This window comes from Rhizobium leguminosarum (genome assembly GCF_002953715.1).
GTDB classification, from domain to species: domain Bacteria; phylum Pseudomonadota; class Alphaproteobacteria; order Rhizobiales; family Rhizobiaceae; genus Rhizobium; species Rhizobium leguminosarum_V.
This window is the reverse complement of record NZ_CP025012.1, coordinates 2732633-2756977: the sequence shown is the minus strand read 5'-3', so window position 1 is coordinate 2756977 and position 24345 is coordinate 2732633. Positions and strand designations below refer to the sequence as shown.

The window sequence follows — 24345 nt, the reverse complement described above, 5'->3', positions numbered from 1 at the left end:
GATCTAAAGCGCGTCGCATGAATCCGGTCGAACGCGACGCGCTTTAGAGTGCTGGAGCCTTGCCGACGAAGACGGCTTGCCGGGAAGGGACACTAACGCCAACCCATCGCAGGCGCGACATGGGTCAGGATCGCTTCGATGACATGAGCGTTGTATTCGACGCCGAGCTGGTTGGGGACGGTGAGCAGCAGCGTGTCGGCCCCGGCGATCGCCTCGTCTTCGGTGAGCTGCTTGATCAGGGCATCGGGTTCGGCGGCATAGCTGCGACCGAAGATCGCCCGGGTCTTCTCGTCGATGAAGCCGATCTTGTCGCCCTCGTCGTTGCCGTAACCGAAATAGGCGCGGTCGCGGTCGTCGACCAGCGCGAAGATGCTGCGGCTGACCGAGACGCGCGGCTGGCGCGTGTGGCCGGCTTCTTTCCAGGCCTCGCGATAGGCGCGGATCTGGTCGGCCTGCTGGACGTGGAAGGGCTCCCCCGTCTCATCGTCCTTCAGCGTCGAGCTCTGCAGGTTCATGCCGAGCTTGGCCGCCCAGACGGCGGTGGCATTCGAGCTTGCGCCCCACCAGATCCGCTCACGCAGGCCTTCCGAATGCGGCTCGAGGCGCAAGAGGCCGGGCGGGTTTGGAAACATCGGCCGCGGGTTCGGTTTGGCAAAACCTTCGCCGCGCAGCACTTCGAGGAAGACTTCGGCGTGGTGGCGGGCCATGTCGGCCTCGCTCTGGCCTTCGGGTGGGGCATAGCCGAAATGGCGCCAGCCATCGATCACCTGTTCGGGCGAGCCGCGGCTGATGCCGAGCTGCAGGCGGCCGCCGGCAATGAGGTCGGCCGCACCGGCATCCTCGGCCATGTAGAGCGGGTTTTCGTAGCGCATGTCGATGACGGCAGTGCCGATCTCGATCCGATTGGTTCTAGCGCCGACCGCTGATAGCAGCGGGAAGGGTGCGGCCAGCTGGCGGGCGAAATGATGCACGCGAAAATACGCCCCGTCTGCGCCGAGCTCCTCGGCCGCCACCGCAAGGTCGATCGACTGCAGCAGCGCATCGCCGGCCGAGCGCGTCTGCGATTGAGGCGAGGGCGTCCAGTGCCCGAACGAGAGGAAACCGATCTTCTTCATACCGATGCCACACCTTGATCCGTTGTGTCTGGGGTCGACCGGTCATCGCACAGTTTCGGCCCGGAAGACAATCGTAACCGGATGGGTGCGCGCGCCAGCCGGGCTGGACACTTGCTGAATGATGACCCCCGCCGGCCGATTTCCTCAAGCGGAAGCAGAGACAATCGCCTGCGATGACCATATCCGAACTCAAGCCAAGGGAGAGCCAATCGCTATAAATGCCTGAGAACGAGTCGGTTTTCGCGATGGCGGCGAGCTTTCGTTTGTTATGATGCGGCGGACGGCGAGCGGCGTGAGCCTCCGCCCAAGTCCTGGCGCATCGTCTCAACCTTGGCCGCGGGCCGTCGCATTGCAATCAAGAAGCTTGAAACATGGGCTACACGTTTGCCATAGGCGATATCCACGGCTGTATCGATCCGCTGAACAGGATGATCGATCGGATCGCGGCCTATGCGCCTGAAGGGACGGTCGTCTTCCTTGGCGACTATGTCGATCGCGGGCCTGACAGCAAAAGCGTCCTCGACCGGATCATCGCCGGTCCATCGGACCCGTGGCGATGGATCTGCCTGAAAGGCAATCATGAGGACCTGATGGTCGCTGCCTATGCCGATAGCGACAGCAGAGACGTGTGGATCGGCATCGGCATCGGCGGACTTGAAACCGAAATGTCCTACGGCGGCAGAGTTCTGCCTCAGCATCTGCAATGGGCGGCCGATCTTCCCCTCACGCACGTTGATCGATATCGCATCTTCGTCCATGCGGGCGTCGATCCAGCATTTCCGCTGGAGCAGCAGAGCGAGCACGATCTTCTCTGGTTACGGTTCCCTCCCGGTGAGTCCAGCGACTATTGGGGCAAGCACCTGGTCCACGGCCATACGCCGTCGCTGTCCAACCCGGTGACGACAGGAAACCGCACCAACATCGACAGCGGCTGCGTCTTCGGCGGCAAGCTTTCCTGCGCGGTGTTCGATGACGAGATTGCCGGCGGGCCGATCGACTTTATCAAGGTGAGGGCATGAACTTGGGCGCGTTGGTCGGGACGCAAGCCGGAGACGAAGGTGCGGAGCGCGGCTGAGCGGAGATCCGGCGGCGCTTGGCATCATCACCTCCGGCTCAAGCCCCGCCAGCCGGCGGCGAGCCGCAGCCAGGGCGCCAGGTGGAAGCCGCTCATCAGCAGGTACATGGGCACCATTCCGCCGATCGGGAAGGCATCCGGCGTCGTCATGCAGATCATGTCGGCGCTGCCGGTCGTGGCTGTCAGCACCGCCATGATCACGAATGTCGGAGCGGCTGCGAGCGACAGCCAATCGGCGACGCGGCCGGCGATCCGGCCGCCTGGGCTACCCATGCCACCGCTCGGCTTACCAGCTGATCCGTCTGCGGCGGCAGCCAGCGAGAGCCATTCGGCGGCGTTGAGAGCGGCGTAGCCGTCTCCTCTGCTTGGAGTGTGGGCGGAGAGCAGCATCGGCGTCACTCCTTGCCGTACCGGTCGCGGTGGCGCCACCAGATGCCGGTTTCGTTGCGGCCCTTGGGGGCGCGGTCGAGCCATTGATACATGCCCCATAACCCGTCCAGTCCGCGCGCATAGCTGGAATAGCTGTGGTAGACGGCGCCGTCGATGAGCTCGAAGGCGCTGACACCCGGGCGGTCGCGGGTATAGGTGGGGACATCGGTGCCGGTCATGGCGGCGATCTGGGTGATCGGCGCCTCGCTGTCGCGGGGCTGCCACTCCTGGACAGTCCTTGCGGCGAGCGGTTGGGGGGCGGGTGGTTCGCGGCGGTAATTATAGTCTACCTCGCCCTGGTGCTGCTGCTCTGCAGAGAACCAGACGCTGAAATCGCCGTTGAAGTCGCTGCCAAAGGACGACGCCCAGGGAAAGCTCCAGTCCATCCGTCGCTTGAATGCTTCGAGCTTTGCCAACGGCGCGCGGGAGACCGCCCAAAAGGCGACATCGTGGTTCTCCAGGTGAACGAAGAAGCCGTTGAAGCCATCGGCGATCGACGAACAGGACGGGCATCCCGCGGTATAATCCGGCCCGAACATGAAGTGATAGACGAGAAGCTGCGAGCGGCCGCCGAAAAGATCCTTCAGCGAGACGTTGCCGCCGTCAGTGTCGAAGCGATATTGCTTGTCGATCCTCACACGCGGCAATTGCTGGCGCTTCATCGCCAGCGCGTCGCTCTGCCGGGTCAGTTCCTTCTCCTCCTCAAGCAGATCGAGCCTTGCTGCCAGCCACTGCTGGCGTGTTGCGTTCAGCTGTGCCGTCATGGGTCTTCTCCTTTGCCTGTCTCTCGTCGTAGCATCCGGCGCAGGCTTGCTTGCCGGTCGACGACAAATCTAAGGCCAGGTGGGGAATGGTGGGAGTGACAAGTGTGACGGGATTTGAATGGACTCGCTGATCACGGCGGCGGCGCGGGCGCTGGCAGTGGGAGATGCGCTCGGTGCGCTGAAGCGGGTGGCGCTGCGTGACGATGCGCCGGCGTTGGCGCTGCGCGGCATCGCGATGGCGCAGCTCGGCGATCTCGTCCGCGCCAAGACGCTGCTGAAGAGTGCGGCGCGCGCCTTCGGCCCGCGGGAGGCGATGGCGCGGGCCCGCTGCGTGGTCGCCGAGGCCGAGATCGCGCTCGTCTCGCGCGATCTCACCTGGCCACCCAAGGCGCTGGAGGCGGCGCGCAAGGTGCTCGAAGCGCATGGCGACAGCGTCAATGCCGCCCATGCCAGGAATGTCGAGCTTCGCCGGCTGGTGCTGATCGGCCGGCTCGACGAGGCCGAGCGGGCGCTCGAAATACTCGATCCGACGCCGCTGCCGCCGGCGGCAAGGGCCGCTCATGAGCTGGTGGTCGCGGGCATCGCGATCCGGCGCCTGCAGACGAAAGCGGCGCACCAGGCTCTCGATCGGGCGAGGCAGGCGGCGCACGAGGCCGGTATGCCCGTATTGACGGCGGAGGTGGAAAATGCCGCCCAGGTGCTCAACGCGCCGGTGGCGCGGCTGATCTCGCGCTGGCGGGAAAGCCCGCTGCTGCTCGAGGAGGTGGAAGAGCTGCTAGCTTCGGGCACGCTCGTCGTCGATGCCTGCCGCCATATCGTGCGCGACGATCAGCTTTCGGTGTCGCTGGCAACGCGGCCGGTGCTCTTCACGCTCGCCCGGACGCTTGCCGAAGCTTGGCCCGCAGATGTGGTACGCGGCACGCTCATCGCGCGCGCCTTCCGCGGCAAACATGCCGATGAATCGCATCGTGCCCGGCTGCGGGTCGAGATCGGCCGGCTGCGTGCCGAACTGCGGGGACTGGCGGAGGTCTCGGCGACGAAACGCGGCTTTGCGCTTTCGCCGCGCCGTGCCGGAGAGACCGCCGTGCTGGCGCCGCTGGTGGAAGGCCAGCATGGGGCGGTGCTCGCCTTTCTCGCCGATGGCGAGGCGTGGTCGAGTTCGGCGCTGGCGATCGCGCTCGGCGCCAGTCCGCGCACGGTACAGCGGGCGCTGGATTCACTTGCCGGAGAGGGCAAGGTGCAATTCTTCGGGCGCGGGCGGGCGCGGCGCTGGATGAGCCCGCCACTACCCGGTTTCCCGACGATCTTGTTACTCCCGGGACCGCTGCCCAGTGATTAGTATAGGCCAACGATCGGGATGACCCGCGTTTTGAGGATGGAAGAGATGAAAAAATCGGCTGCGACGATCATCCGTGAATATGGACCCTTTCCCGGTGCCGAGCGCGTCAACGGCGTCACCTTCGACGGTGAACACGTCTGGTTCGCCTCGGGCGACAGGCTGAATGCGCTCGATCCCGCAAGCGGCGAGGTGGTGCGCTCGATCGAGGTCGCATCCCATGCCGGCACGGCCTTCGATGGCGAGTTCCTCTATCAGATCGCCGAGGATGTCATTCACAAGATCGACCCGAAGACCGGCCGTATCCTTTCTACCATCCCGGCGCCCGGCAATGGCGGCGATTCCGGCCTTGCCTGGGCCGAAGGCTCGCTCTGGGTCGGCCAGCACCGCGGCCGCAGGATCCATCAGATCGACCCGGAAACCGGCAAGATCCTCCGCACCATCGAATCCAACCGCGTCGTGACAGGCGTCACCTGGGTCGACGGCCAGCTCTGGCACGGCACCTGGGAAGGCGACGACAGCGACGTCAGGCGCATCGACCCCGAAACCGGCGAGGTGCTGGAGCGGCTGGAGATGCCCGAGGGTACCGGCGTCTCCGGCCTCGAATCCGACGGCGGCGACTGCTTTTTCTGCGGCGGTGGCGGCAGCGGCAAGGTGCGGGCGATCAGCCGGCCGGCGCAGGGCAAGGAGGGGAAGGGGAAGTAGCCGATGCGACGCCGAAGAGGCCGATGCGGCATATCTCTCCCCAGTGACAGTCTGCTCGCCAACAATCCGGGCGCCAAGTTGGAAGTCGACACCAAGGGGCAAGTTGTGGGAATTTCAACCGAGTGAGCGATTGATTTCGGTACGTGACGATCTATTTTCGCGGCAGTGTCGGTCGAGGCCTTTACGCAAAGCCGGTATGATCGTGGGGGAGAGACTTTGAAATATCTGCGCACGACGCTCGGGCCTAAGAGCAAATCCGAACTTGGGATGATCCTCCCGCACGAGCACGTCTTCGTCGACCTCAGGACGCCGGACCAGCCCGGTTATGCCGAAGCAGACATCGAAGACGTCGTCCGGCTGATGGCCCCTGAGATCGAGCGGATCAAGAAGCTCGGGGTGACGGCACTGGTCGAATGCTCGACGGGCGGCGTTGGACGCCGTGCGGATATCGATCTTGCCGTATCGCTCGCGACGGATTTTCCGATCGTCGTTCCCACCGGCAATTACCGCGAGCCTTGGATTCCCGAATGGGTCCGCCAGGCTTCCGAGAAAGAGTTGGAAGCGTGGATGCTTCGCGAGCTGACGGAGCAGATCGACGAGGCCGGGTTCCAGGCGGGCTGGATCAAGCTCAGCGCCGGCGATGACGGCATGACGGCGCTCGAGACGAAAATCTTACGGGCAGCCGCGCGCGCCGCAGAGCAGACAGGCGCCGTCATCGGCAGTCATACGATCAGGGGACGGGTCGTCATGGATCAGCTCGATGTCATCGAGGCGGAAGGTTACAAGGCCGACAGGTTCATCTCCATCCACACGCAGGAAGAAAAGGACTTCGCCCTTAATGTCGCCGTCGCCGAGCGAGGCGCTTGGATCGAGTATGACCATGTCGGCCGGGGCGGAGACAACGAGGTAGCAGAGCTGGTGATAAAGGCGCTGGAGGCGGGCTGCGGCGATCGCCTGTTGTTGAGCCATGACCGGGGCTGGTTCGATCCGGCGCTGCCGATGGGCGGGATACCCAAACCGTACACCCATCTTTCCACAGTCTTGCTGCCCGAGCTGAAACGGCGCGGCATAGACGACGGAACCCTGATGCGCCTGACCCACGACAATCCGTTCGAGGCTTTCGCCCGATAGAGCGAGGGGCCGGGCGAAAGAGGCCCGCACTATATCAGCATTCGAAATCAGCGCGTTGGCGGCTCCGTCCCAGCTGGTTGTGCCTCAAGAAAGATAAATAGGATGGGAGGGCTGGTAAGTGAGATTTAGGTGGTTTTATGAAGGTGAGCTGCATTCCTCTGGTAATAAATCGAAGCGGCCAGGCCACAAGCACGACATTCGCCGCGAGTTCTACAAGCAATTCCGAGAACTTTGGCGAGTGGACATAAATCTAAATGAATGGATGGACTACGCGGCCCATAAGGCTGTCCCTGCGTTTCAGCGGATTACCGATCGCCGAGCCGACCTTGTTGGCGGTTGCTACAACCTTTTTCTCGAGTGGGCTGCAGCGCAAACTAAAGACCGCATACTATCTGCGTCCCCGATCTCTGCTTCTGACCAGCATTTGGAATCTAGTGGATGATGTCGCGAGGAATGGTGCAGCATTCGGCGGAGGCCGGGTTTGTCGGCGAAAGCCGTAGAGAAGGGATATGTAGTTCCAGAGGTCGGTCTTGCGGTTCAAGGCGATCCGACGACCGCCCGTTCAAACGGTCGCCGGTTCAGCTATTTGGCCGCGTGCCAAACTCCCCCAACGCCATCGCCGTTGGCTTCACCGGCTTTCTTATCCTCGACATAGGTGTAGAGCGGCTTGCCCTCGTAGGCCCACATCTCTTTGCCATCCGCAGCTTTGACCAGCGTCCATTCGCCTTCTGCCTTTGCCTTGGCTCCGGCGTGGAACGCCGGCCACTTCTTCAGGCAATCCTTATCGCAGTTGGATTTGTCTTTTGTATCTTTGTCGAAGGTGTAAAGGACCATGCCCTTTTCAGTAGCCAGGACCTTGCCCATTTTCGTGTCTACCGTCGTGGCAGGCTCGGCCGCAAAAGCAGACCCGGCTAAAGCAGTTAACGCACCTATCGCGATCAATATCGTTCTCATGATTTTTCTCCCATTCGGCAGTGCCGGCGGAATGCCAGCAGTTCCCGATCTAACTGACAAAAACGCCCAACTATGAAAGCAGTTCCATCCACGGGGGGACGAACACGACAGGCCAAACATCCGGGGCACGGGAGTCAGTTGGACTCGTTCAAAAATTCTCGGCAATACCTGGATCTATGCTGCGCCGCGCTCGTCGAACAAAAGCGCCATGCTGATCGCATCGATGAACCGACCGTCGATGCGTGCCGCACGTCGGACGATGCCTTCGCGTGCAAATCCCATCTTTTCGTAGAGAGCGATAGCACGGGCGTTGTCTTCATAAACATCGAGTTCAACCCTTGCAAAACCGCTTTTCTGCGCGGCTCTCAATGTGGTCTCGATGAGCATGCGTCCGAGACCCTTGCCCCGATATGCGGGAAGGATCCCCATTCCGAGGTTTCCGCGATGGGCGTGCGATGGGAAAAAATGCCGGCTGATGTCGCACCAGCCGATGACCTGGTCTTGAGCGGTGGCAACGAATTGCGGATTGCCTTTTGCAATCATGCCCATCACGAACTCACGCGTCTGCGGCAGGGGAGTCGCTTCCAGCATGGACAGGTATTTTTTCTCTCGCGCGACGACGTCGAGCGCATGATGAAAGCTGTCGATATGGGCGGCAGCGATCGGCTCGATTCTGATGCCTGACTTATCCGACGATGCTGCTGCATTCATGTGCTTCTCCTTCAACGATTGCGATGCCTATGGGAGACCTGCCGCAGACCCGCACGGGAGCGCATAATTCACGGTCCGTCAACCTTTGCGTGTCAACTTCTCGGCAGCGGGCGCCATCAAAAGGTTGCAGGTATTGAAGGTCGGGCTCACATCCCACATTACATTCGTCCTGGTGACGCTCACCTGCGCGGCGGCTGTGTTGCTGTGCGGATTTGCGTGGCTCGCCGCGGTGAAGGTCGATGATCTCTCGTTGCGCCGGCAGGCCGACTTCGTTCGGCAGGGACTGGAAGAGCAGATCGCGGCACTTCCCCGGGAGCAGGAAAGCGTCACCAAATGGGATGATGCCTTCCTCTATGCCAAGCAGCGAAACCATGAATGGCTGCTCGACAATGTCGGTCGGTGGACGAGCCAGTATTTCGGGCACGACAGAACCTATATCTTCGACGATACCAATCGCCTGATGTTTGCGTTCCGTGACGGCGCGGATGCCACGCCGCCGCGGCTCGGTGACGACGACGGCCATGAAATGACCGCTCTTGCCGGAGAGATGCGCGCCGCTCTCGTTGAGCGGGCTGCAAAACCCGGCGCCGAAGCACTTGGTCAACTGGCCACGGTTCGGACGATCATGATCGGCAACAGGCCGGCGATAACAAGCGCGCGTCCCATTCTGCCGAGCTCGGCCAGGATGCAGATCGAGGCGGGCCAGGAATTCATCGCCATCTCGGTCAAGTTCATCGATGGAAAGACCGCTGAAAGTATCGCGCATCACGCGCTGCTCGAAGGCTTGCATTTCGCGCCTTCGAAAGGTGAGGACGAGCGGGCGCAAGTGCCTGTGTCGTCCCATGACGGCGGCACGATCGGCTATTTCGTGTGGCCGCCTATCCGGCCCGGCTTCATGCTGCTGCAGCAGATCGCGCCGGCGGGGCTCGGCTGCCTGGCGCTGCTGATCACCGTCGTGTTCTGGCTTGGACGAGGTCTGCATCGCACCTCGCTGACCCTGCTGGACAGCCAGGCGCAGCTCACCCACCACCGCGACCATCTGGAAGAGATGGTGGCCGATCGAACGGCCGAGATCGAAAGGCAGAGAGAGGAACTGGACCGCCTGCTGGTGCACGAACGGCAGGTGAATGCGCTTCAGCGGCAGTTCGTCGCCATGGCCTCGCACGAGTTTCGCACCCCGCTCGCCATCATCGACGCCGCTGCCCAGCGGCTCTGCCGCTCGACGACCAACGTCAGCGGTGATTACGTTCACGAAAAAGCCGGCGTGATCCGCAGTGCGGTCGTGCGCATGGTGGATCTGATGGAGAGTATTCTCGCCAGCGGCCGGCTCGAAACCGGACAGATCACGCTAAAGCGCAGCGAAGGCGATCTGAAAGCCCTGCTCGTCAGCTGCTGCGACAGGCAGCGCCACCTCAGCCGCTCGCATGTGTTCCATCTCGATCTCGCGCCGATACCGGATGTATTGACGTTTGACCGCAGCGCCATGGAGCAGGTCTTCACCAACCTGATTTCGAACGCCGTCAAATATTCGCCCAACGCGCCTGACATTCATGTTCGCGCCCGGGCCGACGAGAAGACGGTGGAGATCGCCATCTCCGACAGTGGCATCGGTATGGATGCGGAGGATCTGCCAAAGCTATTCCAGCCCTATTATCGCGCCCGCAGCGCGACGGGCATTGCCGGAACGGGCATCGGCCTCAACGTCGTCAAGCAGGTCGTCGAACTGCATGGCGGCACCGTCGAGGTGACGAGCGAGCTCGGCAAAGGCACAACATTCACCATTCTTCTGCCAATAGAGTTTCTATTGTCGGATCAACAAGTCGCAGCTTAAGGAAGAGCTCATGGTTACAGTCCTGTGCATAGAAGACGAAGTCGAGATCCGGAACCTGCTCGTCGAAGAATTGAGCGAAGCCGGCTACAAGACACTCGAGGCCTCGAACGGCGCCGAGGGACTGGAAATGATCCTGTCGAAATGGCCCGATATCGTCATCAGCGATATTTCGATGCCGGTCATGGACGGGCACCAGCTTCTGGCGGAAATTCAGATCAACCACCCCGAGCTCTCCAACATTCCCTTCATCCTGCTGACGGCACTGACCGACCGGGAAAACACGCTGGCCGGCCTGCGCGGCGGAGCGGCGGACTATCTGACGAAGCCGCTCGACTTCGATCTGCTGCTCGCCAAGCTCGAAGGCTGCGTGACGCGTCTTGCCAACGACAAGGCGGTCCACCGGTCGTTCTGATGATCGACGGCGGGATCAAGAGAGCCTCACCCTGAGGCGCCCCGCACGGGCCTCGAAGGGCGAGGCGGGTGCGCAAACGTCAGATGGATGCAAGGAGCAGCGCTGCGACGTGTCCTTCGAGGCTTCGCCCCGTGGGCTACGCGCCTCAGGATGAGGGTCGTTGGTGAATGCCGCTCCTAAACAGTCAGCCTTGCTGGATAACGCCCTCAAAAGAGGGGTTGGACGACGCGAGAAGAGCGCGCTCGATCCGCGACGGCCCACCTTCCATTATCCTCTTCCTGCCAGGATATCGCCCAGCACCTCGAACACCCTTGGATCGAGTGTCTGGGACACGTTGAAACGCATGAAATTCGTTGCCGATTGCGACAGGCTGAATGCGTTTCCGGGAGCCAAAACGATCCTCTTTTCCAGTGCGGCGCGCGCCACGTCAGCCGCATCGATGCCATCGGGCAACCGGCACCAGAGGAACATTCCGGCCTGAGGCTCCAGCCAGGGCGTTATGCCGAGATTCTTCAGCCGGGCCGAGACCTCGCTCATCGCCCGGGAGAGCCGGTGTCTCAGCGTCTCCATGTGTTTGCGATAGCTGCCGTCGCTCAAGACGTTCAGCACCAGTTCCGCCGTCAGCCGGCCGCCGCCGAAGGAGGTGGCGATCTTCAGGTCGGTCAGGCCGTCGATCCATTCCGGTTTCGCCACGACGAAGCCGCAGCGGGCCGAGGCCGACAGGGTCTTCGAGAAGCTGCCGATGTGAATGACCCGCTCGAGCCCGTCGAAGGCGGCAAGGCGGGGCGCCGGCGTATATTCGAAATCGGCGAAGATATCGTCCTCGATGATGGTCAAGTCGAACTGGTCGGCGAGTTTTAGAACCCGGTGGGCCGTAACGGGAGACAACGTTGCGCCGGTCGGATTGTGGATGGCGGAGTTGGTGATGTAGAGCCGCGGACGCTCATCGGCGACGACTTGCGCAAACACCTCGATATCGGGACCGGACGGCGTGTAGGGCACACCGACGATCTTTGCCCGATGGGCGCGCAGCAGCGCATGGAAATTGAAATAGCAAGGATCGTCGACCAGCACGGTGTCGCCGGGTTCCAGCAGGAAACGGCAGAGCAGATCGATTGCCTGCGTGCCGGAATCGGCCAGCATGATTTGGTCGGGAGAGGCTTCGATCCCGCGTTCACCCATGCGGCGGGAAATTAGCTGGCGCAGTTGCGGCAAGCCGAGCGGCGAGCCGTAATCGGCGAGCGCCGGCCCGTCGGCTCGGGCAAGTGTTCTCAGCCCGCGGCGCATGCCGTCCCCCGGCAGCCAGGAGGGCGGCAGCCAGCCGCAGCCGGGCTTCAGGTCGGTTTCATCAGCCTCCAGCGATTGCCGCGATATCCAGAACGGATCGACGGCGCGGTCGAGCTTCGGCCCGGCCTCGGCAAGCGCAAAGGGCGCTGCCTGGTTGGCGACGTAGAATCCCGAGCCCGGCCTTGCCAGGATCGCGCCTTCGGCGACCAACCGCTCATAAGCGTCGACGACTGTCGATGTCGACAGCTTCAACGTCGCGGCCAGCCCTCGAACAGAGGGTAGCCTTGCGCCCGGCGTCAGGCTGCGCCCGGCGATGCGCTGCCTGATCGTCGCGGCGACCATCTCCACGCGCGTGCGTCCTTCGTTCATCCGTATTGCTTCCTGCACCATTACAGTTTCGCGAAATTGTATCAGACTGTGACTGTCATAACCATCCGTGTTGGCCGATAAGAGCTAGAGAATGAAGGAGTGCAGCGCGTCATGGAGCGCGAGTTGGACCGCATGGCATCGGGATGGATCAATGGTTTTATCGGGGTGGTGATCTTCAGCGGATCGCTGCCGGCGACGCGCGTGGCGGTGATGCAGTTCGATCCGGTCTTTCTCACCGTGGCGCGCGCGGCGATCGCCGGCTTCCTCGCCCTTGGCCTGCTGATTGCTTTCAGAGAGAAGCGGCCGAGCCGAGGTGATATTCTCTCCCTGGCCGTCGTGGCGTTGGGCGTCGTTGTCGGCTTCCCCCTGCTGACGGCGCTGGCGCTGCAGCATGTCACCTCAGCCCATTCGATCGTCTTCATCGGCCTGCTGCCACTCGCGACGGCGATCTTCGGCGTGATCCGTGGCGGAGAACGGCCGAAGCCGGCATTCTGGCTCTTTTCCGTCCTCGGCAGCGCGCTGGTGGCGGGATTTGCACTGACGCAGGGCCTGACGGCCTCGCCGGTCGGCGATCTGTTGATGCTGGCGGCCGTCGTCGTCTGCGGCCTCGGTTATGCCGAAGGCGGCAGGCTTTCACGCACCCTCGGCGGGTGGCAGGTGATTTCCTGGGCGCTCGTGCTGTCGCTGCCGGTGACGGTCGCGGTCGCGCTTTTCCATCGGCCGGAGACCTTCTCGGGCATCGAAGCGCCGGCGCTGCTCGGCCTTGCCTATGTCTCGCTGTTTTCCATGCTGATAGGCTTCATCTTCTGGTATCGCGGCCTGTCGCAGGGCGGCATCGCTGCCGTCGGCCAACTGCAGTTGCTCCAACCGTTCTTCGGGCTGGCGCTCGCCACAACCCTGCTGCACGAGCCCGTGACCTGGGCCATGCTCGCCGTGACCGTTGCCGTCATCCTCTGCGTCGCCGGCGCCCGCAAGTTTGCGCGGTAGGTGAAGCTCTCTCTGTCCTCAGATTCGGTCGAAAACCTCGGGTAGCAATTTCCCAATCTTCATCAGATGCTGCAGCGTGTATGATATCGACAGAGCGTCGTCGAGCCCGTCATGTCCCCGCAATGGAGGATGTTCGACCTGGTAATAGTCGGCCAGTTTGTTGCTGGGCGTCTTTGCCAAATCCTCGATCGGCATGCCCGCAGCGACGAGAAGCTTGACGGCGTTGTCGAAGCGGCGGGCGGGGATGGAAGGCTGAATGCCGGCGACATAGCAGCTGATGGCCAACATGTTCAGCTCGTCCTTGCCCCACGACCAAAACCGGGCGCCGCCCGAGAAGCTGTCGATGCTGGAAAGGGCATCCTGCAACGCCACGCCATGGGCGTCGATATCCTCTTCGGTGATACCGGTCAGATTGGTGAAATAAGGATCGAGTGGATACCTCTCGCCGAAGCGATCGATGGGTCGGACGTAGGATTTATACGTATCGAGGATCGGAAACTCGCCCTCAAGGCCGAGCTTGATAGCTCCGATCTGCGCAATGACAGGATCGGGATCGTGGGCCGCGCACCAAAATCTGCGTTGTGAGCCTTCCAGGCAAAGAAATTCACAGTCGAATATGATGGCGGTTTTCATCGGCGACATTACCCTCACGAATTTGGCCGATAAGTTTAAGGAGGAATCCAACACATGGAGCACTCCAAATAAAGGCTATGAGCCACGCAATCGCCGTCGCTCCCACACATTCCTGTTCATCAATCCGACAGCTTGGCTCGACGGCGAAGGTGTGTAGGCAGATCACCCCAACCAATATTGCTAAGCTCGCGATTGCGATGGATATCCAAAGTCTGATCCCTCGCTTCATGATCAAGGCGGCGATAAAGACTCCTGCGAAGGGCAACACGATGAGCCAAATCACGAACTGTCCCTCCTGGATAGTGGTCCCGAGCGTGGAGTTTATCCAACCAGCCTGACTATGCAAATGACGGGACTTTGGCCGAGGCGGCCAGTGCAACGCTATCCTGCAGCGTGGCGGTAAACTCACGCAAGCGGCCCAGCATCTCTCCGAAAGCTATAGTCGCTGGCCAACTGTGCCACCTGCAGGTGCTGCCTCGGCAATTTCGCTCACCTGTTTTGGTCGACCGTGGCAAACTGCGATGGCAGTGATCGCGGCATTTCTCGCGAGATCACCATGCAATCTTGCTGAAATCAGAAATTGAGGCACCGCAATGACCGAAATCGGTCGGCTCCTTGGTTCGGGTAAAGAGGCCGAGGTCTTCGAATATGGCGCCTTGGCGCTGAAGCTGTACAGGCGAGCCGCCTCCACGGCGTCGTCATTCAGGGAAGCCGCGAACCTGTCGATCCTTGAGAGGCTCGCGCTGCCGGCGCCCAAGGTCCACGCGGTCGGCGAATTCGATGGGCGCTGGGGCGTGTTGATGGATCGCGCGCCCAGCTCCTGTTTTGCCGACCAATTCGTCTCGACGGCAGGAAGAGCGCCGCTTGAAGACATGGCGCAACTGCATCGAAGACTTCACGAAAAACCCGGCGACGGGTTGCCGTCTCTCATGGCCAGGCTTTCTGCCAGGATCCGGCGAGCCGAGGGGCTGGATGCTGCGTCCAGAAAGCGGCTCCTGTTGGAACTCGATACCCTTCCGGATGGCGACAGGGTGTGTCACGGCGATTTTCACCCCTGGAATATTCACGGGTCGGGGCAGGGGTTTATGATCGTCGACTGGCTCGACGCCTGCTGTGGCAATCCTCTGGCCGATGTTTGCCGAACATACGTCCTGTTGCACCATGCGATGCCGGACCGGGCGATGGGCTATGTCGAAGCTTACGCCTCGGTCACCGGATCGGAGGTCAGCAACATTCTGGCCTGGCTTCCCCCGATTGCCGCCGCCCGGCTGACGGAAGGCGTTGCGCACGAAAATGACGAGCTGTTGCGGTTGGCTGGCCTTAGCCCATAATTGTCGAAGTTCCAGCCAAGCGTTGCTCTCCGCTTTGCGCGAAGCGCTATTGCGGCCGGCTATCGGCCCGGCTGATCTATCCGCTGTTTCCTCGGCCCTTTGCTTCCCGCACCAGATCCGGCATTCCATCGTGCGGACCGAGGGCATGGGTGGGATGGTCATCCCACCAATCATTATGCAGCGGTCTGCGGTGAGGGTGGAGCGGGTAGAAAATGCGGTTCTCGGCCTTATGGCGCTCGCCGACGACGAGGAGATGCACTTCGGCTTGCGTGTTGTTGAGGAAACTATGGGCGATCCCGGTGCCGGCAGGAAATCCGACGGCGTCGCCGGGCTTCAGCCGATGCAGGTGGCCATCGAGCCAGACGTCGGGCGCGCCTTCGATAACATAGACGAATTCTTCCTCGGCGCTCTCGGCATGCGGAAAGGATGTGCGCCGGCCAGGCGGCAAGCGCTCGTGATGAATGCCCAATTTCGCCAGCCCGAAATAGCGTCCGAAAGGCGCACCGATGCTCATCAACTCGTCGTCATCGTCATAATGCGAGTCGCCAGGCTGTTCGATCTCGCTCCAGTGGACGACAAAGGAGGGGCGCTCAGACGTTGCCATGGTAATCCTCCTGATGTGAGAGCTTCAGATGATTGAGGACACGGACATGCTGCCGTGAATGGAAGGCGACCGCAAGGGCGAAACGGCGGCTCGCACGCAAGTAGCATGGTTGGTAACCCTCTCCCGGCAAACGGGGTCCGAAGGGTGGCGCGGCAAAGCGAATTCTTATCAATGGGCAGCCAAACCCACGTTTCCTCCATTCCTGCGAGAACAGGAATGGCAAGAAAGGTGGTGCTCAGCCTGATCACTGGTTATACGAACGGCTCACTTGGCAGGCACGACCAGCGGCGCGCCTTTGCGGACGATGTAGGTTGCCAGTTCCGACGCCTTGCCACTGCCGACATTCTTCGCAGAGTGAGCGACGCCGGTGGGAATGAACAAGGATTGGCCGGCCTTAAGGGTAACCTGCTGCCTGCCCTCGAGCTGGTATTCCAGCGTTCCTTCGATGACGAAGGCGATCTCCTCGCCGGGATGCGTGTGACTGGGGGCGAGAACGCCGGGCGCAAAATCGACGCGCACCTGAACGGCCTCGTGGCCGGGCACATCGATATCGTTCTTGATGAGATCGGTGCGCTGCAGCGGCTGTTCTGCGTGTGCTGCGGCTGCGCCGCCGAGAACAAGGGCGAGCGCGATAGCCTGGATCATTTTCATGTCGTCATCCTTCCTGATTGACCATTTCCGACCGGTTGGCCGTATCGGGATTTAAGTCGATGATTGAACCAGGGATGTGTCGGCAAACCCGCATTTTTGTAAGCCAGTGTATCACTACGCCGCCGATGATGAGCCCGCGGTTCTGACGCCGACGAGACTGGCGATGTCCGTGATGCCGCCGGAGGATTCGAAGTCAAATATTTTCTGGGTGACCAGGGCGGCGGCACCCCGAGCCCAGGAATTGTCCTCCCAGTCGGGCAAGAGGGGCGGGGCGGTTCGGAAGGTCCGGGCGGAAAGCGCTTCGCGCAGCGGCGTCAGGAAAGGGTCGCCGAGCGAAACGGCTTCGCCGCCGGCGACGATGACTTCGGGATCGGTAATGTTGACGAGATTGGCAAGGGCGGTGCCGAGGGCGCGGCCGGAATCGGCAACGAGGGCGAGGGCGGTGGCATCGCCTGATGCGAGCGCGCCCGACAATTCCGGCAGACCGAGTTCCTCGCGGCCGGTCGCCTCCCGCCAGCGCCGGAGCATCGAGATTTGGGAGTGATAGGCCATCAGACAGCCGCGCTTGCCGCATTCGCAGAGCCGGCCATTCTCCTCATAGAGAGTGTGGCCGAATTTGCCGGCAGCACCATTGGCGCCGCGATAGAGCTTGCCGTCGATGACAAGCGCGCAGCTGATGCCGACGCCGACGGCGAGAACGGCCATGTTACGATGCTGGCGGCCGAGTCCGAAGAGCTGCTGGGCAATGGCATAGGCGTTGGTGTCGTCTTCCAGCCAGACCGGGACATGGACGCGGCTGGCGACGAGCGAGGCGAGAGGGACATTGTCCCATTTGAATCGGTAGCTGCGCACGCAAGCCGTCTGTTCGTGGTTGATGACGCCCGGCATGGAGATGCCGATGCCGGCGAGCTTGGCGTCGGGCCGGCCGGCGAGCTTCACCAGTTCGGGAACGGTGCCCGCCAGCAGGTCGGCCACCTTATCCGGGTCATGGCCGTCGAGGCTTACCCGCATGGCGGCGACGGGGTTGGTGGCAAGGTCGGTCGCCACGCACTCTAGCGAATCGACCATCAGCTTAAAGCCGACGGCAAGCGCGTGTTCGTAGTTGATATCCACCGGGATCGGACGGCGGCCGGTGAGGCCGGGTACGGTCTTCCCTTCGATGACGATGCCTTCCTCCAGAAGGTCGGCGACGACGAAGGTGACGGCCGCAGGACTTAAACCAATCACCGTCGCGATGTCGGCACGGCTCCTCGGCCCCTCGCGCCGGAGAAGGTTGAGGATGAGGCGTCGGTTCATGGCTCTCGCCGTGGTCTGGTCGCCTTTTAACTTCACGATGCATTCCTTAATTTTGTAAATTAATTATTGCGAGCTGCAAAGATCTATGCATAAGTTCGGCCGCGGATCAACTCAGCCAAGCGGATTATCGCTGGAATCGCCGAGCGGATCGTAGCGTTGAATGCCTGGTCGGTCGTTTCATGGAGGAGGCGACGGTCGGGAGATGTTGATCGATCAACTGGGAGGAATTCAATGACATTTTTGAAGCAATTTCCGTCGACCACCCGCAGACGCTTCCTGAAAGGCGCGGGGCTGGTTTCCGCCGCAGCGGTCACCGGCAGCTTTCCGATCCCGGCGATCGCGCAGGCCCAGGAGGTCACGATGATCTCCGCCGAAAACAATGGTGCCGCACTCGATGCGCTGAAGGCGATTGCCGCGGGCTTCAGCAAGGAAGCCGGCGTCAACGTCGTCATCAACAATATGGACCACGAGGCCCACAAGACGGCCATTCGCAACTATCTCGTCGCCGGCGCGCCCGACGTCTGCTCCTGGTTTTCGGGCAACCGCATGCGCGCCTTCGTCAAGCGCGGCCTCTTCGACGATATCTCCGACCTTTTCGAGAAAGAGAAATATAAGGACGTGCTCGGCGCGACGGCAGGGGCCGTCACCGAAGACGGCAAGCAGTACGGCCTCCCCACCGGCGGCACGCTCTGGGGCATGTTCTATCGCAAGGATGTGTTCGAGCAGCATGGCCTAACCGTGCCGACGACGGCCGAAGAGTTCATAGCCTATGGCGACAAGTGCAAGGCCGCGGGCATCACGCCGGTCGCGATCGGCACCAAGGAATTATGGCCGGCGGCCGGCTGGTTCGACCAGATGAATCTTCGCATCAACGGCCTCGACAAGCATATGGCGCTGATGAACGGCGAGATGAGCTATCTCGATCCCTCGCTGACAGCGGTTTTCGACCAGTGGGAGGCGATGATTTCGAAGGGGTTCTTCACGGAGAACCATACGTCCTTCGGCTGGCAGGAGGCTGCAGCGCTGCTGGCGCAGAAGAAGGCCGGCATGATGAACCTCGGCGCTTTCCTGCGCTCAGCTTTCACCGCCGAAGATCTGCCACAGCTCTCTTACGCGACCTTCCCGGTGCTCGACGCCAAGGTCGGCCACTACGAGGAATTCTCGGTCAACTCGATCCACATTCCCGCCAAGGCCAAGAACAAGCAGGGCGCGCGCGAATTCCTCGCCTACTTCTACAAGCCGGAGAATCTGGCGGCCTATCTGGAGCCGGGCGGCAATGTGCCGCCGCGCCACGACCTGCCGCCAAGCAAGGACCCGCTGGTTAACGTCGCTGTCGAGACGATGAAGACGGTGCAGGGCACGTCGCAATATTACGACCGCGACAGCGATCCCGATATGGCGCAGGCCGGCCTCGTCGGCTTCCAGGAGTTCATGGCCAAACCCGACCGGCGCAAGGCCATCCTGACGCGCCTCGAGGGCACGCGCAAGCGCATCTACAAGATCTAGCAGCTCTCCCAGGGGCGGCGGCGAACCGCTGCTTCCAAGGGGTGGAGGCTGTATGCCTCCACCCCTTGGGGAGGTGCGCCTCTGCTCCCGGAGCACGCATGAGTCTGCTCCTGTATTAATGAGGTTCTCGAGATGTTGATGTTATGGCGCCGCCAGCGCTGGTGGCTCACCCCGACTTTACTCATCGCGCCGGCGATATTGCTGTTCTTCACCGTCATCCTGCTGTCGGCCGTCAGGAGCCTCTGGATCAGCCTGCACGACTGGGACGGCTTCGGCCCGATGGTGTGGATCGGCTTCGGCAATTACGTCGAACTCTACGACGACCCGCAATTCTACGTGTCGTTGAAGAACAACCTGATCTGGCTGGTGATGTTCATGGCGGCACCGCCGATCGGGCTCGCCATTGCGCTGCTGGTCAACCAGAAAATCCGCGGCATGCGCTTTCTGAAGTCGCTGTTCTTCATTCCGCTGGTGCTCGCCTCGGTGACGGTCGGCGTGGTGTTTACCTGGGTCTATACGCCGGAGTTCGGGTTGCTTGCGCTGATCTTCAAGGCCTTCGGGGCGACGGCGCCGGCTGTTCTCTCCGACGAGCATTTCGTCACTTTCGCCATCGTGATTGCAGCACTCTGGCCGCAGATCACCTTCTGCATGGTGCTTTATCTCGCCGGTCTCAACAATCTCAGCGAAGAGCTGATCGGTGCCGGGCGCGTCGACGGGGCGAGGGGCTGGAACATGCTGTGGCACATCGTGCTGCCGCAGCTGACCCAAGTCACTTTCATCGCCATTGCCGTCACTGTCGTCGGCGCCCTGCGTTCGTTCGACATGGTGTCGGTCATGACGAACGGCGGCCCTTTCGGTTCGTCCTCGGTTCTCGCCTACCAGATGTTCGAACAGTCGATCTTCTCCTACCGCTTCGGTTACGGCGCGGCGATCGCCTCCGTGCTGTTCGTGATCATGGCCGCTTTCATCGTCTGGTACCTCAGCCGCATTATCCATACCGAAGAAAGGGGAGGCTGATGTATCCTCGTCCCATTCCCGATGCCGCCATCTGGCAGCGCCGCCTCTATGTGTTCGCCGTCGTGATCGTCCTTCTGCTCTGGCTCTGCCCGCTGTTTGCGATCATCCTCACTTCGTTCCGCTCGACCGAGGATGTTATGGGCGGCAATCTGTGGGGATGGCCGACCGGCATCGGCGTCATCGACAATTATACGGCGGTCTTCACGCAGACACCGATGGCTCGCTACTTCCTCAACAGCCTGACGATCACCATTCCCTCGGTGATCGGCGTCCTGGTGCTGAGCACGCTCGCCGGCTACGTGCTGTCGCGTTACCGCTTTCCCGGCAACATGCTGATCTTCGCGCTGTTTGTCGGCGGCAATTTCCTGCCGCACCAGATCATGATGATCCCGGTGCGCGACCTGATGGTCCGGCTTGATCTGATCGATACCACGGCGGCGCTGATCATCTTCCACGTCGCCTTCCAGACGGGCTTTGCGACGCTGTTCATGCGCAATTTCATCGCGGCACTGCCCGACGAGCTGTTCCAGGCGGCGCGAGCCGAGGGGGCATCTCCCTTTCAGACGCTGGTGCATGTGGCGATCCCGCTGGTGCGGCCGGCGCTTGCCGCACTCGCCATCCTGATCTTCACCTTCATCTGGAACGATTATTTCTGGGCCGTGGTGCTGACCGTCAGCGACTCCGTCAAGCCTGTTACCGCCGGCCTTGCCAATCTTCGCGGCGAATGGGTGTCGGCGTGGAACCTGATTTCCGCCGGCACCATCGTCGTCGCCGTGCCGCCCGTCGTCATGTTCTTCCTGATGCAGCGCCACTTCATCGCTGGTCTGACGATGGGAGCGGTGAAGGGATGAGCGATCTCCTAAAGTTCCAAGTTTCAACAGCAGAGAGCCAGGACGTATGACCAGTCTCGAACTCCGACAGATCAACAAGAATTACGGCGCCTATCATGCGCTGCGCGGCATCGATCTTTCCGTGGCGCAGGGTGAGTTCATCGTCATGGTCGGCCCCTCCGGCTGCGGCAAGTCCACGCTTTTGAAGTCGATCGCCGGCCTGGAGGAGATCTCCTCCGGCCAGATCCTGATCAACGGCCGCGACGTCAGCAAACAGGAGCCTGGGGACCGCGGCATCGCCATGGTCTTCCAGTCCTACGCGCTCTATCCGCATATGACGGTAGCGGAGAACATGGGCTTCGGTTTGCGCATGGCCAAGCGCCCGAAGGCCGAGATCGAGGCGGCCGTGGCGCGCGCCGCCAAGATCCTGAGGATCACCGACCAGCTGGAGAAGCGGCCGAAGCAGCTCTCCGGCGGCCAGCGACAGCGCGTGGCGATCGGCCGGGCAATCACCCGTTCGCCCGACGTCTTCCTCTTCGACGAGCCGCTGTCGAACCTCGACGCCGCACTTCGAACCCAGATGCGCGTCGAGCTCAGCAGCCTGCATGCCGAACTCGGCGCCACCATGGTTTACGTCACCCACGACCAGGTGGAAGCCATGACCATGGCGAGCCGGATCGTCGTCTTGAACCAGGGAGTAATCGAGCAGGTCGGCGCACCGCTCGAACTCTACCGCAACCCTGACAACCTCTTCGTCGCGGGCTTTCTCGGTGCCCCGCGAATGAACTTCCTCGGCGTTACCGTCGATGAGGTGTCCGGCCGCAATATCACAGTTTCGGCGCCGGGCCTGGTGCCGGTGACTGTCGAACTGGCGGAGGCCGCAGTGCTGCCGAAAGGCGCCAGCCTGACGCTCGGTGTAAGGCCGGAAAACATATCGGTGGTCGCTGACGCTGCCCAAGGCGGGGCGATCAACGGTGCGGTCCGACTGGTCGAGCATCTCGGGCGCGAAACCATTCTCTACATCGATGCCGGAAATCTCAGGACCATCGCGTCGGAAAGCGGCACCGGCAACATCACGGTGCAGCTCAGCTACGTCGCGCCTTTTGCCACTGACCAGAACGTGGCGCTGAAGCTCGATGCCAGCGAACTCTATCTCTTTTCGTCCGACGACGGACGCACCATCAGCACCCGCAAGACCATCCTCGAAAGATAAACACAGGAAAGACCACCGTGTCCGACAAGACCCTCTCCGTATGGAACCCCGTCAAGACCGACCGCTTTCTCGTCGGCGCGCCGCACTATCCCGAACATGTCGATGAAAGCTATTGGGAACGCGACGCCGAGCGTATGGCGAAGGCCGGCTTCAACGTGGTCAGAATGGCCGAATTCGCCTGGCATATTCTCGAGCCGAAGCTCGGCACCTTCGATTTCGATCTGTTCGACCGCGCCATTGCCATGCTTGGGCGCTATGGCATCGACACGATCATGTGCACGCCGACGGCAACGCCGCCGCGCTGGCTGACCGTGGCGCATCCAGAGATTCTGAGGGTCGACGGCAAGGGCCGACCGATGAGCCATGGCTCGCGCCAGCATTGCGACACGGCGAGCCCCGTCTTTCGCGAGCACAGCCGGCGTATCACCCGGGCAATGGCCGAGCACTATCGCGACAATCCTTTTGTCGTCGGCTGGCAGACCGACAATGAGCTGAACACCAGCATGCCGGAGAGCTTTTCCAAGGCGACGCTCACCGAATTCCAGGCCTTCCTTGCCGGCAGATATGGCGAGATCGGCAAGCTCAACACGGCGTGGGGCGGCGATTTCTGGGCGACGGCCTATGAAAGCTTCGACCAGGTGGTGCTGCCGATCGAGTTTGGCCCGACCTTCCCGAGCCCCGGCCACCTCCAGGATTATCACCGCTTCCTGGCCTTTTCGACGGCGCGCTTCCAGCATGACCAGGTGGAGATCCTGCGCGCCGTGAAACCCTCCTGGTTCGTCTTCCACAATCTCGGGGGCCTCAGGGATATCGACTTTCGCGGCCAGTTCACCACCGATCTCGATTTCGTCGGCTACGATATCTATCCGATGCTCTATGACGAGTTCCAGCGGCTTGGAAACCACGCCAAGGTCCAGGCGCTGCACCTCGATATCTGCCGCGGTTTTTCCGGCAACTACATCGTTCCCGAGCAGCAATCGGGCTTCGGCAGCCAGCCGGGTTTCTGCACGCTGACGCCGGAGCCGGGCGAACTGCGCCGCATGGCACTTTCCTCTGTCGCCCATGGCGCTGACGGTCTGATGTTCTTCCGCTGGCGCCCGGCGCATTTCGGCGCCGAGATCTACTGGATGGGCATCATCGACCATGACGACATCGCCCGCCACCGTTATGACGAGGCGAAGCGCTTCGCCACCGAGATGACCGCGCTGGCGCCCAAGATCCTCGGCACCTATGTGCGCATGGATGTCGGCATCGCCGGCTCCGACTTCGACAATCAGGAAGCCCACAAGACCTATCCGATCGGCCTGCCGAGCCCGCAGGACGATGCGATCCTGCTGCACCAATATTGCTACGATCGCGGTATCGCCTGCGGCTTCATTCATCCCGAGGATGATCTCTCGAAGCTGAAGCTGCTCTATGTGCCCCACTGGGTGATGTGGAAGGACGAATGGACCGAAAGGCTGAAATCCTTTGCCGAACAGGGCGGCACCGTCGTCATCGGCGCGCGCACCGGTACCCGCAACGAGGATAACCACGTCATCCGCGAGACGGCGCCCGGCACCTCGCTGTCGCAGCTCACAGGCGTACGCGTCGAGGATTTCGGCCGTCTTGTCGCGCCCGGCGCCAACGGGCTCTTCGATGTGATGGAACGTTCGGGCGGGCTTGTCATTCCACCGAACAAGCCGGCGGAATCACATCGGCGCGAACGCCGCTTCAAGATCGGCAACCGCGAACTGGCTGCCGGCTACTTCTATGAAAACCTTGCGACCGACGGCGATGTCGAAGTGGTCGCGGCCTGGTCGAACCGTTATGCCGAGTGCCAGCCGATGGCGACGTCGCGCAAGGTCGGTAAGGGGCAGGTGGTCTATGTCGGCACCTATCTCACGCCGGATCTGACGGCAGCGCTTGCCGGGCGGCTATTTGCACCCGTCGGCATCGAGCCGCTGATCGGCGAACTTCCCGAGGGCGTCGAGGTGACCATGCGGATAAGTGATGAGCGCCGGCTGCTCTTCATTCAGAACTACACCGACCAGCCGGCCGCCATCGGCGGCGTCCCCTCCGGGCGCGATCTCCTAAATGACGAAAAGCCAGTTGCCGGCCGGCTCGATCTCGAAGGCTATGGCTGTGCGATCGTCGAACTGGAGGGATGAGCTTGCGC

General features: G+C 61.9%; 23 protein-coding genes. 13 read left to right on the top strand and 10 right to left on the bottom strand.

Features of this window, described 5'->3' with window-relative positions; translation table 11 throughout:
* Positions 1 to 92: 92 nt before the first annotated feature.
* The gene (locus CUJ84_RS13970; protein ID WP_105006665.1) at positions 93 to 1115 is read right to left on the bottom strand and encodes an LLM class flavin-dependent oxidoreductase; all 1023 of its coding nucleotides are present in this window, start codon (positions 1113 to 1115) and stop codon (positions 93 to 95) included.
* A gap of 371 nt (positions 1116 to 1486) precedes the next feature.
* Between CUJ84_RS13970 and CUJ84_RS13965 the strand changes: the two genes are divergently transcribed.
* Positions 1487 to 2134 carry a metallophosphoesterase family protein gene (locus CUJ84_RS13965; RefSeq protein WP_105006664.1) on the top strand — a complete coding sequence of 216 codons (648 nt, stop codon included), beginning with the start codon at positions 1487 to 1489 and terminating at the stop codon, positions 2132 to 2134.
* An 83-nt stretch (positions 2135 to 2217) separates the two neighbouring features.
* Here CUJ84_RS13965 and CUJ84_RS13960 read toward each other — a convergent pair whose 3' ends face one another.
* Both CUJ84_RS13960 and CUJ84_RS13955 read right to left on the bottom strand, forming a co-directional pair.
* Positions 2218 to 2580 carry a hypothetical protein gene (locus tag CUJ84_RS13960; protein WP_105006663.1) on the bottom strand — a complete coding sequence of 121 codons (363 nt, stop codon included), beginning with the start codon at positions 2578 to 2580 and terminating at the stop codon, positions 2218 to 2220.
* Between the two features lie 5 nt (positions 2581 to 2585).
* Positions 2586 to 3383: a DUF899 domain-containing protein gene (locus CUJ84_RS13955; RefSeq protein ID WP_105006662.1), complete on the bottom strand. Its 798-nt coding sequence runs from the start codon at positions 3381 to 3383 to the stop codon at positions 2586 to 2588.
* A 118-nt stretch (positions 3384 to 3501) separates the two neighbouring features.
* Here CUJ84_RS13955 and CUJ84_RS13950 point away from each other — a divergent pair, with 118 nt between their 5' ends.
* From CUJ84_RS13950 to CUJ84_RS13940, 3 genes are all read left to right on the top strand, one after another.
* Complete coding sequence (locus CUJ84_RS13950; protein WP_105006661.1) at positions 3502 to 4722, top strand: helix-turn-helix domain-containing protein; 1221 nt, start codon at positions 3502 to 3504, stop codon at positions 4720 to 4722.
* A gap of 45 nt (positions 4723 to 4767) precedes the next feature.
* Entirely contained in the window at positions 4768 to 5424 is a 657-nt protein-coding gene (locus CUJ84_RS13945; RefSeq protein WP_105008191.1) for a Vgb family protein, read from the top strand.
* 216 nt (positions 5425 to 5640) lie between these two features.
* Positions 5641 to 6555, top strand: a complete 915-nt coding sequence (locus CUJ84_RS13940; RefSeq protein WP_105006660.1) for a phosphotriesterase family protein — start codon at positions 5641 to 5643, stop codon at positions 6553 to 6555.
* 582 nt (positions 6556 to 7137) lie between these two features.
* Here the strand turns inward: CUJ84_RS13940 and CUJ84_RS13935 are convergent.
* Together CUJ84_RS13935 and CUJ84_RS13930 are read right to left on the bottom strand one after the other, a co-directional pair.
* Positions 7138 to 7509, bottom strand: a complete 372-nt coding sequence (locus CUJ84_RS13935; RefSeq protein ID WP_105006659.1) for a COG4315 family predicted lipoprotein — start codon at positions 7507 to 7509, stop codon at positions 7138 to 7140.
* Between the two features lie 174 nt (positions 7510 to 7683).
* On the bottom strand, positions 7684 to 8220 hold the full coding sequence (locus tag CUJ84_RS13930; protein WP_105006658.1) for a GNAT family N-acetyltransferase: 537 nt from the start codon (positions 8218 to 8220) through the stop codon (positions 7684 to 7686).
* A gap of 85 nt (positions 8221 to 8305) precedes the next feature.
* Here CUJ84_RS13930 and CUJ84_RS13925 point away from each other — a divergent pair, with 85 nt between their 5' ends.
* Together CUJ84_RS13925 and CUJ84_RS13920 are read left to right on the top strand one after the other, a co-directional pair.
* Positions 8306 to 10051, top strand: a complete 1746-nt coding sequence (locus tag CUJ84_RS13925) for a sensor histidine kinase (protein WP_105006657.1) — start codon at positions 8306 to 8308, stop codon at positions 10049 to 10051.
* Between the two features lie 10 nt (positions 10052 to 10061).
* Positions 10062 to 10463, top strand: a complete 402-nt coding sequence (locus CUJ84_RS13920) for a response regulator (RefSeq protein WP_003560657.1) — start codon at positions 10062 to 10064, stop codon at positions 10461 to 10463.
* Between the two features lie 267 nt (positions 10464 to 10730).
* Here the strand turns inward: CUJ84_RS13920 and CUJ84_RS13910 are convergent, their stop codons facing one another.
* Positions 10731 to 12140, bottom strand: a complete 1410-nt coding sequence (locus tag CUJ84_RS13910; RefSeq protein ID WP_105006655.1) for a PLP-dependent aminotransferase family protein — start codon at positions 12138 to 12140, stop codon at positions 10731 to 10733.
* Between the two features lie 102 nt (positions 12141 to 12242).
* Here CUJ84_RS13910 and CUJ84_RS13905 point away from each other — a divergent pair, with 102 nt between their 5' ends.
* Positions 12243 to 13106, top strand: coding sequence for a DMT family transporter (locus CUJ84_RS13905; RefSeq protein WP_105008190.1), 864 nt, complete (start codon positions 12243 to 12245; stop codon positions 13104 to 13106).
* A gap of 18 nt (positions 13107 to 13124) precedes the next feature.
* Here the strand turns inward: CUJ84_RS13905 and CUJ84_RS13900 are convergent, their stop codons facing one another.
* Entirely contained in the window at positions 13125 to 13739 is a 615-nt protein-coding gene (locus CUJ84_RS13900) for a 3'-5' exonuclease (RefSeq protein WP_105008189.1), read from the bottom strand.
* Positions 13740 to 14332: 593 nt separating this feature from the next.
* On the opposite strand from CUJ84_RS13900, the gene CUJ84_RS13890 reads away from it, so the two are divergent.
* Positions 14333 to 15070: a phosphotransferase family protein gene (locus CUJ84_RS13890; RefSeq protein ID WP_105006653.1), complete on the top strand. Its 738-nt coding sequence runs from the start codon at positions 14333 to 14335 to the stop codon at positions 15068 to 15070.
* Between the two features lie 76 nt (positions 15071 to 15146).
* Here CUJ84_RS13890 and CUJ84_RS13885 read toward each other — a convergent pair whose 3' ends face one another.
* From CUJ84_RS13885 to CUJ84_RS13875, 3 genes are all read right to left on the bottom strand, one after another.
* Positions 15147 to 15674 (bottom strand): cupin domain-containing protein, encoded by a 528-nt coding sequence (locus tag CUJ84_RS13885; RefSeq protein WP_105006652.1) that lies wholly within the window; start codon positions 15672 to 15674, stop codon positions 15147 to 15149.
* 264 nt (positions 15675 to 15938) lie between these two features.
* A complete protein-coding gene (locus CUJ84_RS13880) occupies positions 15939 to 16325 on the bottom strand; it encodes a cupin domain-containing protein (protein WP_105006651.1) in 387 nt (128 codons plus the stop codon).
* Positions 16326 to 16439: 114 nt separating this feature from the next.
* Positions 16440 to 17657: an ROK family protein gene (locus CUJ84_RS13875; RefSeq protein WP_105006650.1), complete on the bottom strand. Its 1218-nt coding sequence runs from the start codon at positions 17655 to 17657 to the stop codon at positions 16440 to 16442.
* Positions 17658 to 17852: 195 nt separating this feature from the next.
* Here CUJ84_RS13875 and CUJ84_RS13870 point away from each other — a divergent pair, with 195 nt between their 5' ends.
* From CUJ84_RS13870 to CUJ84_RS13850, 5 genes are all read left to right on the top strand, one after another.
* Complete coding sequence (locus CUJ84_RS13870) at positions 17853 to 19127, top strand: ABC transporter substrate-binding protein (RefSeq protein ID WP_105006649.1); 1275 nt, start codon at positions 17853 to 17855, stop codon at positions 19125 to 19127.
* Positions 19128 to 19259: 132 nt separating this feature from the next.
* Positions 19260 to 20144, top strand: a complete 885-nt coding sequence (locus CUJ84_RS13865) for a carbohydrate ABC transporter permease (RefSeq protein ID WP_024320897.1) — start codon at positions 19260 to 19262, stop codon at positions 20142 to 20144.
* The gene (locus tag CUJ84_RS13860) at positions 20144 to 20995 is read left to right on the top strand and encodes a carbohydrate ABC transporter permease (protein ID WP_105006648.1); all 852 of its coding nucleotides are present in this window, start codon (positions 20144 to 20146) and stop codon (positions 20993 to 20995) included. Before CUJ84_RS13865 ends, CUJ84_RS13860 begins: the two co-directional genes overlap by 1 nt.
* A 46-nt stretch (positions 20996 to 21041) precedes the next feature.
* A complete protein-coding gene (locus CUJ84_RS13855; RefSeq protein WP_105006647.1) occupies positions 21042 to 22187 on the top strand; it encodes an ABC transporter ATP-binding protein in 1146 nt (381 codons plus the stop codon).
* Between the two features lie 17 nt (positions 22188 to 22204).
* A complete protein-coding gene (locus tag CUJ84_RS13850) occupies positions 22205 to 24337 on the top strand; it encodes a beta-galactosidase (protein WP_105006646.1) in 2133 nt (710 codons plus the stop codon).
* Positions 24338 to 24345: the final 8 nt, after the last annotated feature.

What these genes read in the sequence shown, in the direction of transcription:
- CUJ84_RS13900 (WP_105008189.1), bottom strand. Translation starts at nt 13,739, where the DNA reads ATGAAAACCGCCATCATATTCGACTGTGAATTTCTTTGCCTGGAAGGC.
- CUJ84_RS13965 (WP_105006664.1), top strand. Translation starts at nt 1,487, where the DNA reads ATGGGCTACACGTTTGCCATAGGCGATATCCACGGCTGTATCGATCCG.
- CUJ84_RS13870 (WP_105006649.1), top strand. Translation starts at nt 17,853, where the DNA reads ATGACATTTTTGAAGCAATTTCCGTCGACCACCCGCAGACGCTTCCTG.
- CUJ84_RS13955 (WP_105006662.1), bottom strand. Translation starts at nt 3,383, where the DNA reads ATGACGGCACAGCTGAACGCAACACGCCAGCAGTGGCTGGCAGCAAGG.
- CUJ84_RS13880 (WP_105006651.1), bottom strand. Translation starts at nt 16,325, where the DNA reads ATGAAAATGATCCAGGCTATCGCGCTCGCCCTTGTTCTCGGCGGCGCA.
- CUJ84_RS13890 (WP_105006653.1), top strand. Translation starts at nt 14,333, where the DNA reads ATGACCGAAATCGGTCGGCTCCTTGGTTCGGGTAAAGAGGCCGAGGTC.
- CUJ84_RS13865 (WP_024320897.1), top strand. Translation starts at nt 19,260, where the DNA reads ATGTTGATGTTATGGCGCCGCCAGCGCTGGTGGCTCACCCCGACTTTA.
- CUJ84_RS13935 (WP_105006659.1), bottom strand. Translation starts at nt 7,509, where the DNA reads ATGAGAACGATATTGATCGCGATAGGTGCGTTAACTGCTTTAGCCGGG.
- CUJ84_RS13960 (WP_105006663.1), bottom strand. Translation starts at nt 2,580, where the DNA reads ATGCTGCTCTCCGCCCACACTCCAAGCAGAGGAGACGGCTACGCCGCT.
- CUJ84_RS13910 (WP_105006655.1), bottom strand. Translation starts at nt 12,140, where the DNA reads ATGGTGCAGGAAGCAATACGGATGAACGAAGGACGCACGCGCGTGGAG.
- CUJ84_RS13970 (WP_105006665.1), bottom strand. Translation starts at nt 1,115, where the DNA reads ATGAAGAAGATCGGTTTCCTCTCGTTCGGGCACTGGACGCCCTCGCCT.
- CUJ84_RS13855 (WP_105006647.1), top strand. Translation starts at nt 21,042, where the DNA reads ATGACCAGTCTCGAACTCCGACAGATCAACAAGAATTACGGCGCCTAT.
- CUJ84_RS13860 (WP_105006648.1), top strand. Translation starts at nt 20,144, where the DNA reads ATGTATCCTCGTCCCATTCCCGATGCCGCCATCTGGCAGCGCCGCCTC.
- CUJ84_RS13885 (WP_105006652.1), bottom strand. Translation starts at nt 15,674, where the DNA reads ATGGCAACGTCTGAGCGCCCCTCCTTTGTCGTCCACTGGAGCGAGATC.
- CUJ84_RS13930 (WP_105006658.1), bottom strand. Translation starts at nt 8,220, where the DNA reads ATGAATGCAGCAGCATCGTCGGATAAGTCAGGCATCAGAATCGAGCCG.
- CUJ84_RS13950 (WP_105006661.1), top strand. Translation starts at nt 3,502, where the DNA reads ATGGACTCGCTGATCACGGCGGCGGCGCGGGCGCTGGCAGTGGGAGAT.
- CUJ84_RS13920 (WP_003560657.1), top strand. Translation starts at nt 10,062, where the DNA reads ATGGTTACAGTCCTGTGCATAGAAGACGAAGTCGAGATCCGGAACCTG.
- CUJ84_RS13945 (WP_105008191.1), top strand. Translation starts at nt 4,768, where the DNA reads ATGAAAAAATCGGCTGCGACGATCATCCGTGAATATGGACCCTTTCCC.